We start from the raw sequence: 16853 nt of genomic DNA on the forward strand, positions 1-16853 counted from the left end.
TCCCTACTGCCGATTCCGTGGTCCGTCTTGAAAATATTCTTGTATTTGTCGTGCCATACAAGCTGCTATATTGCCTCCGGCATAGTATAATTTTGCCCATTCTACCGTTTTTTCCACGGCCATATGAATATCCCATTTAGGCTGCCATTGCAATGTGTTTTCTATTTTTCGGCAATCCAGTTTCAAATAGGATGCTTCATGAGCTTGCTGCGTATGGCTGGTTTTCCAAGATATTGCGCCGCCCCAGCTTTGACAAAAATATTCCACCAGTGTTCCTGTCGTTATATAGTCTCCTTTTCCCGGACCTACATTATAGGCTCCGGCATAGTGTATCTCCTTATACTGTTTATAGGCAATCAGCAAATACGCAGATAAAGCCTCCAGCACATACTGATAAGGACGTACGGATGATGGATTTCTGACAACGATAGGTTCTCCCCTAACTGCAGAACGGATACAGTCAGGAATAATCCGATTTTCCGCAAAATCGGCTCCGCCGATTACATTGCCGGCCCGCACAGTAGATACGGCGATGCCTAACTGATCGAAAAAGCTTCGCTTATACCCATGTGTCACAATATCCGAACAGCTTTTGCTGTTAGAATACGGATCATAGCCATCCAGCCTATCTGTTTCACTATATTGTTTCGTTTCTTGCTCCTGATTATCATACACTTTATCGGTTGTCACATTCAGAACAGATATAACCTCCGGATGGTGCCGTACACATTCCAGCAAGTGTATGGTTCCCATGATATTCGTAGCGTAGGTTGCCAATGGATCTTCATAACTTTTTAATACCAGTGGCTGCGCCGCCAAATGAAATACGATCTGCGGTTTATAGATATCAAATACCATGTTGAGTGTTTCATAGTTCCGAACATCTCCCAAGACAGAGGTCATCTGTTCTCCTACACCAGAAAGACAAAATGCCTTTTCCCCTTCTGCCGTAGAAAAGGGCATTGCATACCCGATCACGTGCGCCCCGGCCATTTCCAATATTTTACATAGCCACAATCCTTTAAATCCCGTATGACCGGTTACCAATACTCGTTTATGATGAAAAAAACGTATGTATTCTACCATATTTTCCATGGAGCCCTTCCTGCTGTCCATAAGTCTTCCAGTTGATTTTTATCCCGCTGTGTATCCATACATTGCCAAAACCCATCGTGATGGTACGCTATTAATTGCTTATCCTTTGCCAGCTGTTCCAGCGGTTCTTTTTCAAAGGTTGTCCTATCATTGCCGATATAATCAAAAACCTGGGGTTCCAAAACCATAAATCCACCATTAATACGGCCGGAATCCGTCATTTTTTTTTCACGAAAATTTTTTACTATATTATTTTCTCCTATATCAATAACACCAAAACGCTGTTCCACATTAACGGTAGTTAACGTAGCGATTTTTCCATGTGCTTTATGAAATTTAAGCAATTGAACTACATCTATATCTGCAACACCATCACCATAGGTAAACATGAAGCTTTCATTGTCAACATACTTTTGAATCCGCTTAATACGACCTCCTGTCATCGTATCCATTCCCGTATCGACTACCGTAACCCGCCAGGGTTCCGCGGCTCTATGATGCACGATCATTTCATTTCCCTTGGTAAAATCAAAGGTGATATCCGATGTATACAGAAAATAATTAGCAAAGTATTCTTTTATAATATGCTGCTTGTATCCCGCACATATAATGAAGTCATGAAACCCATATGCTGAATAAATTTTCATAATATGCCATAAAATAGGCTGCTCCCCGATTTCAATCATCGGTTTAGGTTTTAAATGACTTTCTTCACTGATACGGGTTCCATATCCACCCGCAAGAATAACAACTTTCACTGGCATCACATCCTTTGAAGTCTCAATTATAGTATCCTACATTGTACATTATTTAACTTCTTCGTGATATTCTTCTTCTGCATTGACATTCCATATATTTTCTTTGCTTACTACACCATTTACGATATTCTTAACGGCTTCCATGGCAGTCAGCATGGAATGGTCCATATTGTTATAGCGATGCATACCGTTGCGGCCAATAAGGTATAAATTCGTGATAGGATCTGTAAAATTGCGGACCGTATCCATTTCCTTATACGTACCAAAGTAGGCAGGATAGGCTTTAGGAACTCGAACAACCGTGCTGTCACATACATCTGCTGCATCAATAATACCTATTTTAGCCAATTCCCCTGCCGCAAATGCTGCAAAGTCTTTGTCCTCCATGTTCCAAAGTGAATCGCCTTCATTGCAGAAATACTCCAGCCCCAGCCAAACCTTGGAGCAATCGGCTACCATATAGGGACTCCAGTTATTCAAAATCTGCAGGCGGCCTATTTTTACATCGCGTTCCTGGATGTAGATCCAATTATCACGGATAAGCTGTCCATCCTTTTCCCGTATCTGCAGGCGTTTGACGAGCAGCCCTGCTGTCATGAAATCCCGATAGATCAAGCCTTCGGATACACGACGGACCTCCTCGGGTACGGTATCACCCATAGCCCGAATCAAATTTTTGACCGGCATTGTCGATATGACATATTCCGTCGGAATATAGGCACGCCCCGTTTCCGCATCTTCTATCCAAACCCCTTTTACCTTGTTATTTTCATACTCTACCTTATCTACTCGGCAATTGAGCCGGATAATTCCGCCTTGTTCCACGATCGTATCGGCTACGGTCTGCCACATCTGTCCAGGACCGTATTTAGGATACAAAAACTGCTCAATCAGCGAAGTCTCCACTTCTTTTTGCCGTAAGGAATAGCTTTTATGGAAAAACTGAAATATGGCATGCTTAACGGTTCCCATGATAGATAACCCTTTGACACGTTGTGCTCCCCAATCCGGTTCGATTTGATTGCACGGAATACCCCAGACTTTCGCAGTATAGTCTTTAAAAAAAGTTTCATATAATTCTTTGCCAAAGCGATTAATAAAAAAATCCTCCAGCGATTGTTCCGGTTTGATAGGATGTGCCATACATCTTAAATAGGAAAATCCAATGCGCAGCATGCGCAAGATTCCCAGATTATGGATCGTTTCCCATTGAAAAGAAATCGGGTATGCAAAAAACTTACGCAGAAAAAAAATACGCGACACGCGATGGCGTACCATCATAATACGGTCTATATCATCGGCCTCCCGCATATTTCCAAAATCATCTTCCGAGCCTTCTATAGGTAAAAAATGAAGCCACCAATCAATGACTTCATCCGATTTGGAAAAGAAACGATGGCCTCCCATGTCAAGATGGTTTCCCATGTAGCTTACGGTTTTAGCAATCCCGCCAACCATGGTATCCGATTCCAAAACGATGGGGCGGATATCGCTTTTCTGTAATAATTCATAGGCAGCTGTCAAGCCTGCCGTACCCGCACCAATGATGACAGCTGTTTTCTTATGCTCCATTTATGATGACTCCTTATCATAGAGTACCTTATATATGATCCGGCCATTAGCCCATACAATAGGTTTGAATCTGATAGTAGTTGTATCAAGCGGCTGCAGATCTGTATTGTCTGATAAAATATAGCGCACACCCAGCCTCTGTACATCCTCGCGGCTCAGTGTAAGTTCTGCTAAGTCACCATGTTCAGATATATATGTCGACGGTTTTTCCGTAATTTCTCCGATTTTGATATGACCGCAGCGGTTCAATACCCGGCGCGCTTCGTCATTCAAATCTAATGTATTCCAATTATCCCAAGCCACATACGTATTGTAACTGTTAATGGTCGGAGCTCCGAAAATAGGAGGATAGTTATTCAACGTTGTTTCCTCTCCTATCACGATCCATTTTCCCTTATCGCCGGAGGCAATCTGTGAAATCGCCTGTCCCAGTTCAGTCTTATACACGCTGGCAGTCCCCTGCGCAACGGGGTTGATCATGCCGCCGATACACAGAAACAGGCCCAGCAGCAGCGGTCCCAGATGACTGCGGTACCGGCAGAAACAAACAATTCCCACTGTCGTTACCAGGAGCAGGACGATCGTATTCATCGGCATATATGCCTCTTTACAATAATGAAACGATGCCCACGCCGAAAACAAAGCTGTCCCATCTGCCAAAAAAGCAGTCTGCCATCGGCCGAGCCGCTGCGGATATATGATAATCGTCCGCAATATCAACACCACATTGATATACGAAATAGGAATAATCATACGTCCTTCGGGAACTTCAAATAATAAGGTTCCCGCGGCCAGCCATCGCGGCCAAGGAATCAGGCAAAACGCGATGAATATCACATCCAGCAGCAGCAATGCTGTGATCAAGGCATCTATTTTACGCGCCCTCGCCATTTGATAGAGTGCCAATAAAAAACCAAAAGGAGCAAAATCAAAAAATTGGCTCAGGTTAAACGCATATTGCGGCTTTGTAATAGCACTAAACGGCGTAAATAATCCCAGTCCCGAATTAAACAGCCAATCCCAGGTCAATCCGCCGCCGGTAACAAAACGTTCCCCCGGATAGACACTGGAACGGATAAGTGCAATGGCTGCCGACGACATCTGTAGGGTATGCAGCAGCGGCAGAAGCAGCATACCGACAAAAATACCGCCGCAAACCACATCCAGCCGACCCCATTGATGAGCCCGCCAGTGGTGTCTTATGATCCATACGGCAAAAATGAGAAAGATGTAGGCAAACGGAATCTGCCACGCCGGATACATGACGTATACATAGATACCTGCCAAATACGAAAACAGCAGCCCCCAGCCAAGCTGCCGCCACCCCGGACGACACTGCAGGTATTGATAGATAACGAGGACCGCAGCCTGTCCGGCTATGAGCATTTCCACAAATTCATTGACGCCAAACCACCACTGCACAGCGGGAGACAAAACGGTCATCAAGGTATAGTACCACGCCCACGTATGGTTATCTTTCAACCACAACCGGCCAAATTCATAAGACACAAGTCCCAATATAATGAGCCGCCCTATCCAGAAAAAAGCTAGGCCGTTTCCCGGCGGCATTACCAGATATCCCAGCATAAAGGGACGAAACAGGGTACATATATCTCGTACCGGTTGGCCAAGGACAATAAACACATCCGTCGGTACCGCCCGCAAATACGGATTGAAATAGTTGAATGTACTTCCATCCGGTCCGGGGACATACTGGGAAAACGCAAAAGAGGTCATATTAAGCCATTCATCAAAGCGATCCGGTCGGCTGAAACCGATAATATCTGTATTTACCTCGGGATCGTTAAGTAATGTTGCATATACGCCGATAGCCGAGCCATGGATTTGAAGCAAGGTCAGCAGTCCCCAAGTTCCCAGGCCTACATACCAGCGATGCCGATACAACCAGCCCGGCCATCGTTTGATCCGCTGCCCCATGGCATGCTGTATAATAAACTGCTGCAGAGGGTGTCTTACTTTATACAACACCCAGCTGATCATCAGGTAGCTCACTACGGACGGAATAATAATAGGAATATATTCAGCAAAATTATATCGCTCTTCACTGGGAATAAAAACAGCAATAGGAATAACAATAAAATAGGCCAATCCCAATAAAAACAGCAGCCATTTTTTATTTACTTTTTTCTCTCGTGTATGCAGCATGCAGATAACCCTCAATTATTTGTTAGTAAATCACTTTTATTATATCACAAACCCCTTTATAATATAGATAAGAGGGACATGAAGAATTTTTCTTTATATCTCTTTTTATGTTCGTCTCCCATCTGCCAAAATACTTTAGGATCCTGTGTCTTCATTACTGCCATCATCTGCAATTAGTTTTGTGGAAGATCCTCCAGATGAAGATGACCCACTAAAATTGTAATAAGTAATATTATCTCCACTATGTAAAATAATTTGTTTCCCAATAACACTACCTTTGACACTACCATTTAAAGTGATTGTTCCATTAGGAGCATAAATCAATCCCGTAAAAAGATTGTTATTATTATTTAATTGTATATTCCCATTCAAAGATACTAAAATGACATTTCCAGTTAAAGGGGTAGTAATATTAGCAACCATATTTCCTTGAACAATAATAATAGTATATGCATTTCCCCAACCACCAGTACTATTTGACAATCCCACATACCCCATACTTGTAGTTTGTGTTTGGAAATCCTGCTCTATTGCTGCACTGGTTTTATTATCATAAAATGTATGGGAATATGCATTTATATATTGGATGGAAGAACTAGAAAAAGTATTTTGATACTGGCTGGGTAAATATGAATTAAGAACATTGGCCATGTAGGAATTATTTAATGAGACATCAATAGTATCGGCATTAAGTTTCAATGTATCATAATATACCTCATAATTATGATTACCCCATATTGTATTTTTACTTCCTGATAATGTTCCATTTATAGTATTTTGATAGGGACCATCTGCATAAACATAACCATTGGTATGAACATCCCCTATAACTGTATCACCATTACAATCAAACCAAATAGATTTATTTCCTGGAAGTCCTCCAACCATAGCATAATTCAGCGGACTATCAGCACTAGACGTTTCATATTCACCTGTAGCCACTACCGCAATGGGTATAGTTGTAATACCAAGCGGAGCCAATAAATATTTTAAAAAGAATAAGGGAGCCTGTTGACGCATTTCTACTCGTAATGTTTTTACATTGGTCGAATCCTTATTATATGCATTGATAGTGGGATACACATAAATGGTGTCTACGGCGCTGGGAAAATCCCCAGAGCTTCTTTGGGTAATCGTATCTCCCTTTTTACTATTGTTCTGCACATATGTTATTGCCATACTTTTTGCCGTACTGCCGCTATCCGCTATTCCTAATTGTGCAGCTCCTGCCAATGCGGCGGCATCTACTGCATTTTGCATACGTGTTCTATATACGCTGGCATACGCAAAATCAACGGAAAGGCCTACCAGCGCTATCAATAAAGGAAAAAGGACGGCAAATAAAACAAATATTGCCCCTCTATTATGTGCCCAATATTTTGATATTCTTTGCATGGATGCGCCACCCCCATCGTACGTATATATTGTTCCTACCTTTAACCATCTGTTACAAAAATTTATATAGAAGCTTCCACTGCGCAGTTATACTTTAAGCAGCAACACAATCTATCTTATATCCTATTTATTTAATTTTAAATTGGAATGTAACTTCCAATCCAATGTTTCTACTGTCCCTGCAGGCAACTCAATAACATGCCTAGCTTTACAACAGCCGCTTATGTGCCAAGGACGCAGATCTGCCACGATCTTCACAATACGAAAATCGGCATCTACATACACAATATCGAGGGCATAGCGCATAAAAAACATATGGATGGCGTGACAGTCTGTAAGCAATAACCCCGTATGGGCTGCCAATGTTTGGGTCCCCAGAAGCCCCCGCAGGCGTGCTAAAAACGAGCCGGCAACATAGAGTTCTATGGCCGGCTTTTTATTTGTCATGATACGATATTTTTTCTTCATATCAGAAATTCCCCTTAAGTTGCGTCAATACAGTCAAAACCAAAGGGCCCAGCACTACAATAAAAATAGTTGGGAAAATAAAGAAAGCCAAAGGAAACACTAATTTGACCGGCAGCTTCATCGCTTTTTCCCGAATCATCTGCCGATGACGGTCCCGCATATTATCGGCTTGGATTTTCAGCATATTGGCCAGACTCACTCCCAAGCTTTCCGTCTGAATAACGGCAGCCACGAAGAGATACACGGAATCAACATGACAACGGTTCGCCATTGCTGTCAAAGACTGCCGGCGGGTCATCCCCATGCGAATATCACGAAGCATGCGGTTGGTCTCATCAGCCATAGGCCCTTTCATCCGTTCTCCGACCTGGGTCAATGCCGCATCAAAGGAAAGGCCGGCCTGTACACTGACGCACACCAGGTCCATCATATCCGAAAGCTGCGCGATAATTCCCTGCCGTCTTTTTGTAATCATGACACTAAGACAAAACCACGGCAGAAACATACCTCCAAAGAACAGGACGAGGACGATCATCAGCCGCTGCATCAAAGGCAGCCTATCCGTAAAAATAAAGCCCAAGGACAGTACCACCAAGCCTACCCCGCATAAAACCATAACAAAAAAGAAGGTTCCTGCATTCCAAAGATACTGTTTGCCCGCCCATGTGATACGCTGATCCAGTGCCTTATACAGTGCCTGCGGCGTCATTGCTTTGACGCGATTCCCCACAAGGACCATGATCCAGGACCAGATGCGCAGCAACGAATCCCGTAAGGAATTTCGTTGTTTTTGCCGTCCTGTTTTAGTATCTCCGCCCTGCTGCATAATATCAATAATCTGCAGACCTTGTACCCGGTTCCGCACCTGATAGCGCGTTGAAGAACGCCGCACAAAAATGATAAAGATGAGCAGAAAGACAGAGACTCCGGCTGCTATAGAAGAAAATACAATCATCTCTCTCACCATTCTTCCTGTTGTTCTGTAAGGTTAGATTCCTGCATATTCTCAGGAAATTTCACCCCATTGACAATAAACTTTTCCATAAAGTTTGGCCGCAGTCCGGTTGCCTGAAAATGTCCTAATACTTTTCCTTCTTCATCGACGCCTTCTGGAACAAATCGGTATAAATTCTGCAGCGTGATTACATTTCCTTCTAACGATTGCACCTCGGTAATATAGGTAATCTTACGGCTGCCGTCCCGCATCCGGGACTGATGCACAATGAGATCCAATGCTGAGGAAATCTGTTCCCGTATGGCCTTGATCGGAAGCTCCATGCCCGACATGAGGACCATGGTCTCCAATCGGCTCAGCACATCACGGGGACTATTGGCATGCGCTGTCGTCAAGGATCCGTCATGGCCCGTATTCATGGCCTGCAGCATATCCAGTGCTTCCCCGGAGCGAACTTCCCCTATAAGGATGCGATCCGGACGCATACGCAGCGCATTACGCACCAAATCACGGATAGAAACGGCACCGCGTCCTTCGATATTCGCCGGCCGAGCCTCCAAGGTCACGACATGATCTTGTTCCAATCGCAGTTCTGCTGCATCTTCAATGGTAACGATGCGTTCACCGGCAGGAATAAAACTGGAAAGAACGTTCAATGTCGTTGTTTTTCCTGAACCCGTACCGCCGGAAACAATGATATTCAGGCGAGCTCGTATACAAGCCTGCAGAAAATTCACCATGTCCTGATCCATCGTACCGAATTCCATCAGTTTTTCAGCACTGATAATATCCCTGCTGAACTTACGGATGGTCACACACGGCCCGATCAGCGACAGCGGCGGAATGATTATATTCACACGGGACCCATCGGCAAGACGGGCATCTACCAGCGGCGATGCCTCATCGACACGCCGGCCCAGCGGCGTAATAATACGTTCAATGATATTCATCAAATGCGCCGTATCATAAAATTGTACGTCTGTATGGTGCAGTTTTCCTTTTTGTTCTACAAAAACATTTTTCGGTCCGTTTACCATAACCTCCGTAATCGTGTCATCCTTTAAAAGCGGTTCTATCGGCCCCAGGCCAAGAATTTCATCAATGACGTCATTAATAATGGCCTGCCTGTCCCCCCGAGGAACCACAAACGGGTTTTCGTCAATCACACGGTTGCAGTAACTGGAAATAACCTGTTCTACCGTATTCCGGTCCTGTCCTCCGTGCGTCAGCAGCCGCTGCTGCTCAACATTCATTTCGGTTACGATTCGGTGATGGATTTCCAACTTCAATGCACGATACTGATCGCTCTCATTGGCGTTCATCGTTTTTTCCCGTATAGAAAATATTTTTTTTGGTATATCTTGTTCCGGCAGTTTTCCGAGCCGTTTTACTAACGTGCCCATCGTAAGACTCCTTTATAAAAATAATATAATTACTGACTGGAGGAGGTACTCCCTTCCCAGTACATCGTCGAAGTAGCTTTGATCGTATTTGGCAGGATACTAAATATATCGTTCAGGCCGCTTTGCGTTTTTGTCGCCGTCATCGTAACGGTCACATATGCATCACCATTCGTACTATTAGAATCATAGTTATACTTAAAGGCATCTTCTGTATCCTGTGAAATCCCTTGTATCGGATTCCACACATAATAACTGCCCAACAATGTCTTTCCATTCGCCTTACGGGTAATGATCGCATCTCTGGCTGTCGACATAGTCGAGGTCGTCTGTACGGATAATTCCCGCGCACTTTCTCTGGCCAAGGAGGCTACCGTGGTATAATCATAACAAAGAATAAATATAAAATATGCCCCAAAAACAAATGGGATGGCAAGCATTAGGACAATGCCAAATTCCACAATACTCTGTCCTTTTTTATGCAGCAGATTCATCTCCATTGCCCCTTTCTTTTCTCTATTTTAACAAATCCAGCCCTAAAAGGGAACAGGTTTAATACTTCTGCAAAAAAAAAACAACTTCTCTCTAGGAGAAGCTGTCTTTACCAGTTCTTTGAAGTATAACCTCCGTGTTACCGTCGATATAAACTCATTATCTGATTTTATTACGTCGAAGTATTTGCAATGCTGGTTAAATCACTGCCAATTTTGCTGTAAATCGAAGATAAGGAGCCTTTAATGTTAAAGCCAAACCAAATCATGACACCAATAAGAACTACAAGCAGTAAAATAATAGCGTATTCGGTAAGTCCCTGACCTTTTTCGCCTAAATAGCGATTCATCAAATACTGTACATACGTCAACATATCGTTTCCCTCCCCTCCATCCGTACTCTTTATATACCCTTGCATAATCGTAAGGTATATTACGTTTTGATTATACACTATGTATTTTTATAATTCAAGACTCATTTACTATTAATTGTTTCTTGTTTACATCTCGATATTGACCAATTTTCGGATAATCATCAGTCCTATAAAATCAAGAAAGATTCCTACCCCAATTAGAATCCTGCCTATAGTAAGCGTAAACAAAGGCATCATAAATTCAGGTGCCACCATAAACATGATCACAGCAAAGCCGATCGGCAGACATGCCAGAATATACCCGGACAAGCGACCTTGTGCCGTCAGCGCCTTGATTTCCCGTTTCATGCGGATCCGATCCATAATCGTCTGCGCTACGGTATCCAAAATCTGCGACAGATTGCCGCCTACCTGCCGTTGAATCAGTACGGCCGTTACGACAAGGTCCAAATCCTTGCTGGGAATGCGCCGTCCCATATTTTCCATGGCTGTTTCGGTGCTGGCTCCCAATTGTATTTCCATGATCGTCTTGGTAAATTCTGTGGAAATAGGCGGACTCATTTCCCGTCCCACCAAGGACATGGTCTGATTAAAGCTGAACCCGGCTCGCAGGGCGTTGGCCATCATGACCAAGGCATCCCCCAATTGATTGCCAAAAGCCGTTCGCCGCTGCTGTATATGAATCTGCAGCCAAAAAAAGCTGGCAATCATAGCCATCAAGCCCAACAAAACTCCTGAAAACACATTCTGAAAGAGAATGGCCGCAACCACACCCGCAACGATGCCCACGAGAACCATCAATACGATAAAATCAGCCCCGCGAAACGGCAGATCTGCCTGCTGCATGCGCTGATCCATGGAAATGGCCTGCGGCATACGGATAATAGAAGATCCAATGGGACGGATCACGCGAAGCAGTGCCGCAAAAAACTGTCCTGCCACCTGTCTTCTCGGCTGCGCCGCCTGTATATTACGCTGTTCCATATACGGCCGCATCTTCGCATTGACATCCACACGCTTCGTTGATACGCCGGCACGCAAAAAAAAGATGGTTATGACAATAAAGAAAAACAATCCGAGTGTCAGAGAAAGGAGAATTACCACAAGAATCACCCCTTTCTATCTGCTATATACATTTCTTTGGCAATAGCCGCAATACGTTTGGCAAATGCGGAATCCGGACGAATATCCGCCACAATACGACCATTATTAGCCGCCGTAGATAACAGAAGATACTCATTGGGAATAATGGCATAGATAGGATTTTCTAATTCAGCTTCCAACCGCTGCCGCATCTCTTCCGTACAAGGTTCTACGCGGGAAAAGAAAACCCGGACTCGTTCGGCATAATCATCCCAGGTTCGGAAGATGTCCAGACATTTTTTCATATGCTCGATCTCAAAACCGCCGCTGATCATCGCCATGACTGCCGTTGTATCGGCTATTTCACATGCCATATTGGAAATCGGACGAAAGGCTGGCGGTAAATCAATCAAAACATACGGGAATATACCGCGAGCCATCTGCACCAGCGCCATAAAATCGCTCGGCATGATTTGCTCCGCCATCTCCGGTACACGCGTACCGCAAAGAACACTGACTTTTTCTGACACGGGGATAAAATATGAATTTAACGTTGTCGGTGATAAAAAAACGATATCGCGGACAGCTTCTACTATGGTACTTTGCGGATTCAAATTAAAAAACATCGCCATATCGCCGAACTGCAGATCCGCATCTATGATGCCGACACGTCCCTGACTCTCTTCTGCCAACGCCATGGCAAGGTTAGCAATAAAGGTCGTTTTGCCGCTTTTCCCCTTCGGACTGAAAAAAGCAATAACTTTTGAATGGATTTCCTCTTCCTCAAAAGCCCGCACGCTATTTACTAATTCCATAGAAGAAAACGGTGCCACCAGAAAACCTCCGGCGCCGGATTTGATAACAGAGCGAAAAAGATTCAGAGACCACTTTTTTCCTAACGCCAGCAATTGCGTATTAGGGAATTTTTCCCGGAAGTCTTCAATAATGCCATAGCTTTCTATATGATCGACATCAAGCAATAGCAGCGTCGGACGAAATATACCGCCTTGATTCAATGCATCGCGCGAATCAGGGTATGCCGCAGCCAGCTGAAAGCCGACGGTTTCCTGTATGATTGCCGCCATATCCTGTAGTAGTTCTGCATCATGTTCCACAAGCAAAACACGATATTCCTGTGTCGCCATGTTATATCTTCCCTTCTATCCTGCCTATACACCAAACAAATAGATACTGTTTCCGTATCTATTTGTGAAATAATCCAAAAAAACCACCGCCGTTCTGCTGAAGCGCTGCGGTCTTGGTACCCTGTGTTTTCCCCATCCTATTCGTATATTTATCGGTTAACGCTATGAGCCCTGCCGCTAGCGGAGAATCTTTCTTCGTGAGGTCCAATACAATCGGCACCGCCGAGTGGATGGATTCGACGGCTGCCTTAAAATCATTTGGCAATACATGATAAAAACTGGCATTCAGCAGATGTTCCACGTCACCGATTTCTATATTTGTCTTGGCATTGCTGCGATTTAAAATGAACCGGATTTTATTAGCCGCATATCCCATACGTTTCATAGCTTCATACCCCATTTTCATATTCTTGATAGTCGGGATAAAATCCACGATAGCTACGGCTGTAATAAGTGTACTGATATCCATGACTTCCAAATTCAATTCGGTAAAAGACGAAGTAGTATCAATAATCACGTAGTCGTACTCACGACGCAGTTCTCTAATAACTTTTCCCGCCTGTTTAGCAGAAACAGCATAGGCTTGTTCCAAGGTTTTTGGTGCCGTAATAACGGAAAATGTCGTTTCCCCGTATGTATACGGCGTTATATATGTCATCAGATCAAAGCTTTCCGGATTTTTATCTATGGCTAATTGGGCATCATATATCGTCTGCACCGGTTGAAGCTGTAAAAAGTTCGCTATATCGCCAAACTGCAGATCCAGATCAACCACACAGGCTCGAAATCCTTGATGGGCCAATTCCGCTGTCAGATTCACTGCTATCAAGGACTTTCCCACTGCGGAAGCCGTACTAAATACAGTAATAATAATACCGTTCCTACTTATTTCTACCATTGCTGTTTCTCCTTTATAACCGATACTGCACAGGCTGCTATCAACATATATCTATTTATGTTTTATCATTTTTTGCGCGGAGGATTGCCAGTTTCTGTTCCAGAATTCCTGGCGTATATTCTGAGTGACTCGTATTATTCGTATCATTCATATGTTGGTCTAACCGCACGGGAACAATGCTGTTATTCGCATTATTAGCTGCCACGGTCTGCTGGTACAAATCGGTGGTCCTGCTCATCGTATGCATGCTGGTGATCCGATCTGCCTCGGAAGCTGCATGGATACCCCCGCCAGGAGATTTGGTCTCTTCCGCGGCTGCCTTTGCTAGCCGTTTGGCTCTCGCTTTAGCGATTTCCTGTTTTTCTTTCAACTTCCGTTCTGCTCTCTGGGCCGCTAACGATTCATCTTCCTCCTGATATTCGTCTTTAGCAACGACGGTATGGCTGTCCATAATTTTAGGAATTACCGGCATCTGCTGTTCATCCCGGGTTATGGTATGCAATTCATGCTGCATAGCTTCAGAAACTCTTGTAGACGTCGAATTATCGACCATTGTCGGTGTAATAAAAATCAACAATTCTTTTTCATCATGTGATTCGGATACATCACGAAACAGGCGTCCTAATATGGGAATATCTCCTAATATCGGGATCTTATTAATAGATTTTGTGTCTTCTGTGCTGATAAGACCGCCGATGACCATGGTTTGGCCAGAAGGCAGGCTGATGACCGTTTCCGCTTTTCGCGTAGCGAGTCCCATTAATGAAGTACCGTTTACAATAATCCCCGCTGCGGAACTTAACGTGCTGACGGATACCATTACTTTGCTGGTAATCAATCCGTCCTCATTAGCAACGGGTTCCATATTGAGCTCAATACCATAATTTTTCCATTGCACATTGGTAGACCCATTGGAATTGGTAGAGGGGACCGGCATTTCTCCGCCAATCAAAATGCTGGCTTTTTGTCCGCTCATCGTCACCACATGCGGCTGCGATAATACTTTGGCATCGCCATTTCCGATCAATAAATTTAAAGTTGCCATTAAAGGGGCTGCGGAGTTATAACTCCGTGAGTTGATAGACGTAGGATTGCCGCTGGAATCATACGACATCGTTGTCGTATCAAATTTACTATACTGTCCAAAAGAAAAGCTGCCCGGATTAACGGAGGCAATCCCGGTCGTACTATCAACAGAAGAGGCATTGCCCCAATTAATACCTAAATTTTTGGTTTTATTTTTAGAAATTTCGACAATTCGCGCTTCAATACGAATCTGCATCGGATCTGTCAATGTCAGCATATCCACTACATCACTGCCATACATTTTTGCAATAGCAGCCGCACGCTGCTGCTGCTCCTGATCTTTTACTTCTCCTGTAAGGAGTATTTTGCCGCCGATCTTATCAACCCGCACGCCGGGATAGCCGATACTGTGTTGAATTACCTCTCCCGTTCCTACATCTTGATCTGTAATAACAACCGTATAGTCATGACGACTGCCCCCGCCATCCCACACATACAAGGAGGTCGAACCTACTCCTTTGGCAACAATCAGCAACTGCTGCCCGGATGTCACCGTCACATCGGCAATGGCCGGGTTAGCAATGGCAATGCGGGAAATCCCGCCATTTACATTCATCACTTGCGATTGATTGACATCTATCACAATTTCTGCAGCCGCCCATGCCACGGTACCGGACATCATCCATACGGCGGCGGTATATACGGGCAATGCCCATATGCTGTTTTTCAGCTTTTTCTTGTTCATAACTTCCTGCCCCCTATTGTACATGTACCTGACTGACCGAATTACCGCGGATAACTTCAATCCCGCGGCCGCCGCCATCGCTATATCCCGATGAGCCGCTGGAAATCACCTGCGCTTGTGCCGGTGGATAATAAGGCACCGAGGCTTGTGCCGATGGATAATAAGGTACCGAGGCTTGTGCCGACTGAACGGGCTGTGAAGACTGCTGTTGTTTTGGTTCTTCTTGTCCGCCGGCCATATACTGGAAATAATCAGGGACAACCGTATAGGATTCACTTGGTAAATCGGGCCGCAGCGCAAGGTACAGGGTTCCCTCCTGCAAAGCTCCCTGGACACGCATGACATCGGAAGGCTGCACAGCAATCGTAACCATTCCCAATTTTCCTGCAGGCTGCTGCTGTTTATCTTTATTGTCCTTCGCATCTTTGGCATCATTTCCCTGCCCATTGCCGAAAGACGTATTCACTGCCAACAGTAATACATTCTGAAGTATCAATTTTCCGTATACCGCATTTTTATATGCCTTGTTCGTACTGATCATAAAAATGTCTACATAATCCCCCGGTTTTACCAATCCGGCAACCCCTGTAAGATCATTGATAGGAATTGTAATCGCCCGCATATTATCCGGAATCGTCCCGGAAAAACCGTTTCCGCCGGTAAGTTTTTGTCCGGTAATAATATCTTCCTTCACAATCTTTACAACAGCCGCTTTTCCTACAGCATCATCGACCGAATGTACGGCATCCTGCGGTACTACATTTTTCGGAACGTTTATGGTTTTTAACATATCTTTGGTAATTCTCGTCCGTTCCGGTATATCCACTGCCGCAACAACAACATTCTGATACTGCGGCATGACAGCTGTCTCTTGCTTCGGTGTCAAAAATCCTGTCAAAATAACATAAATGATACTTGCAACGATTACACTCAGTACAAATGCCAGCAATACCAGTTTGCGGGGTGACATAACCGCCAGCTTTTCCGGCATGGTTTTGAGTTTATCCCATAATTTCATAACAAGGGCCTCCCTTGTATTCTATATCAAATCCAGGCAGTATGGTCACTTTCAAATTTTATGGATACATCATACATATTCAATGATACGCAACAGTACTGCTCTTCATTCAAGATATATTAATTTTAGTTTTTATTACAATTAAATTTAGTATATCATATTTGTTATTTCAATGCTATGCATGTATTGCATGTTCAAATCATGTACTGCGTATTTTGTCTGTATTCTGAAAAAATCCGCAAGCTATGCTATAATTAAAAAATA

15 protein-coding genes are annotated in these 16853 nt (G+C 44.0%); all 15 read right to left on the bottom strand.

The features are described from left to right. Positions 1-3: 3 nt before the first annotated feature. Entirely contained in the window at positions 4-1095 is a 1092-nt protein-coding gene (rfbG, locus tag NXG62_RS06065) for a CDP-glucose 4,6-dehydratase (RefSeq protein ID WP_427114057.1), read from the bottom strand. Next, entirely contained in the window at positions 1080-1853 is a 774-nt protein-coding gene (rfbF, locus tag NXG62_RS06070; RefSeq protein WP_427114058.1) for a glucose-1-phosphate cytidylyltransferase, read from the bottom strand. The genes rfbG and rfbF overlap by 16 nt, the downstream gene beginning before the upstream one ends. Positions 1854-1901: 48 nt before the next feature. Continuing rightward, the gene (locus NXG62_RS06075; RefSeq protein WP_427114059.1) at positions 1902-3425 is read right to left on the bottom strand and encodes an NAD(P)/FAD-dependent oxidoreductase; all 1524 of its coding nucleotides are present in this window, start codon (positions 3423-3425) and stop codon (positions 1902-1904) included. Next, complete coding sequence (locus tag NXG62_RS06080; protein WP_427114060.1) at positions 3426-5591, bottom strand: DUF7657 domain-containing protein; 2166 nt, start codon at positions 5589-5591, stop codon at positions 3426-3428. Between the two features lie 135 nt (positions 5592-5726). After that, positions 5727-6986 carry a TadE/TadG family type IV pilus assembly protein gene (locus NXG62_RS06085; protein ID WP_427114061.1) on the bottom strand — a complete coding sequence of 420 codons (1260 nt, stop codon included), beginning with the start codon at positions 6984-6986 and terminating at the stop codon, positions 5727-5729. A gap of 123 nt (positions 6987-7109) precedes the next feature. Continuing rightward, positions 7110-7454, bottom strand: coding sequence for a DUF192 domain-containing protein (locus NXG62_RS06090; RefSeq protein ID WP_427114062.1), 345 nt, complete (start codon positions 7452-7454; stop codon positions 7110-7112). A 1-nt stretch (position 7455) separates the two neighbouring features. After that, on the bottom strand, positions 7456-8409 hold the full coding sequence (locus tag NXG62_RS06095) for a type II secretion system F family protein (RefSeq protein WP_427114063.1): 954 nt from the start codon (positions 8407-8409) through the stop codon (positions 7456-7458). Between the two features lie 5 nt (positions 8410-8414). Then, positions 8415-9812, bottom strand: a complete 1398-nt coding sequence (locus NXG62_RS06100) for a CpaF family protein (protein WP_427114064.1) — start codon at positions 9810-9812, stop codon at positions 8415-8417. Positions 9813-9841: 29 nt separating this feature from the next. Then, on the bottom strand, positions 9842-10303 hold the full coding sequence (locus NXG62_RS06105; RefSeq protein ID WP_427114065.1) for a TadE/TadG family type IV pilus assembly protein: 462 nt from the start codon (positions 10301-10303) through the stop codon (positions 9842-9844). 170 nt (positions 10304-10473) lie between these two features. Continuing rightward, entirely contained in the window at positions 10474-10674 is a 201-nt protein-coding gene (locus NXG62_RS06110) for a Flp family type IVb pilin (protein ID WP_427114066.1), read from the bottom strand. A gap of 126 nt (positions 10675-10800) precedes the next feature. After that, positions 10801-11778 carry a type II secretion system F family protein gene (locus NXG62_RS06115; RefSeq protein WP_427114067.1) on the bottom strand — a complete coding sequence of 326 codons (978 nt, stop codon included), beginning with the start codon at positions 11776-11778 and terminating at the stop codon, positions 10801-10803. A gap of 5 nt (positions 11779-11783) precedes the next feature. Continuing rightward, complete coding sequence (locus NXG62_RS06120; protein WP_427114068.1) at positions 11784-12902, bottom strand: AAA family ATPase; 1119 nt, start codon at positions 12900-12902, stop codon at positions 11784-11786. Between the two features lie 58 nt (positions 12903-12960). Continuing rightward, positions 12961-13800, bottom strand: a complete 840-nt coding sequence (locus tag NXG62_RS06125; RefSeq protein ID WP_427114069.1) for an AAA family ATPase — start codon at positions 13798-13800, stop codon at positions 12961-12963. Positions 13801-13855: 55 nt separating this feature from the next. After that, positions 13856-15571, bottom strand: a complete 1716-nt coding sequence (locus NXG62_RS06130) for a type II and III secretion system protein family protein (protein WP_427114070.1) — start codon at positions 15569-15571, stop codon at positions 13856-13858. Between the two features lie 13 nt (positions 15572-15584). Continuing rightward, entirely contained in the window at positions 15585-16589 is a 1005-nt protein-coding gene (cpaB, locus tag NXG62_RS06135) for a Flp pilus assembly protein CpaB (protein WP_427114071.1), read from the bottom strand. Positions 16590-16853: the final 264 nt, after the last annotated feature.

This window comes from Megasphaera sueciensis (genome assembly GCF_050219315.1).
In the GTDB taxonomy this organism is placed as follows: Bacteria; Bacillota; Negativicutes; order Veillonellales; family Megasphaeraceae; genus Megasphaera_A; species Megasphaera_A sueciensis.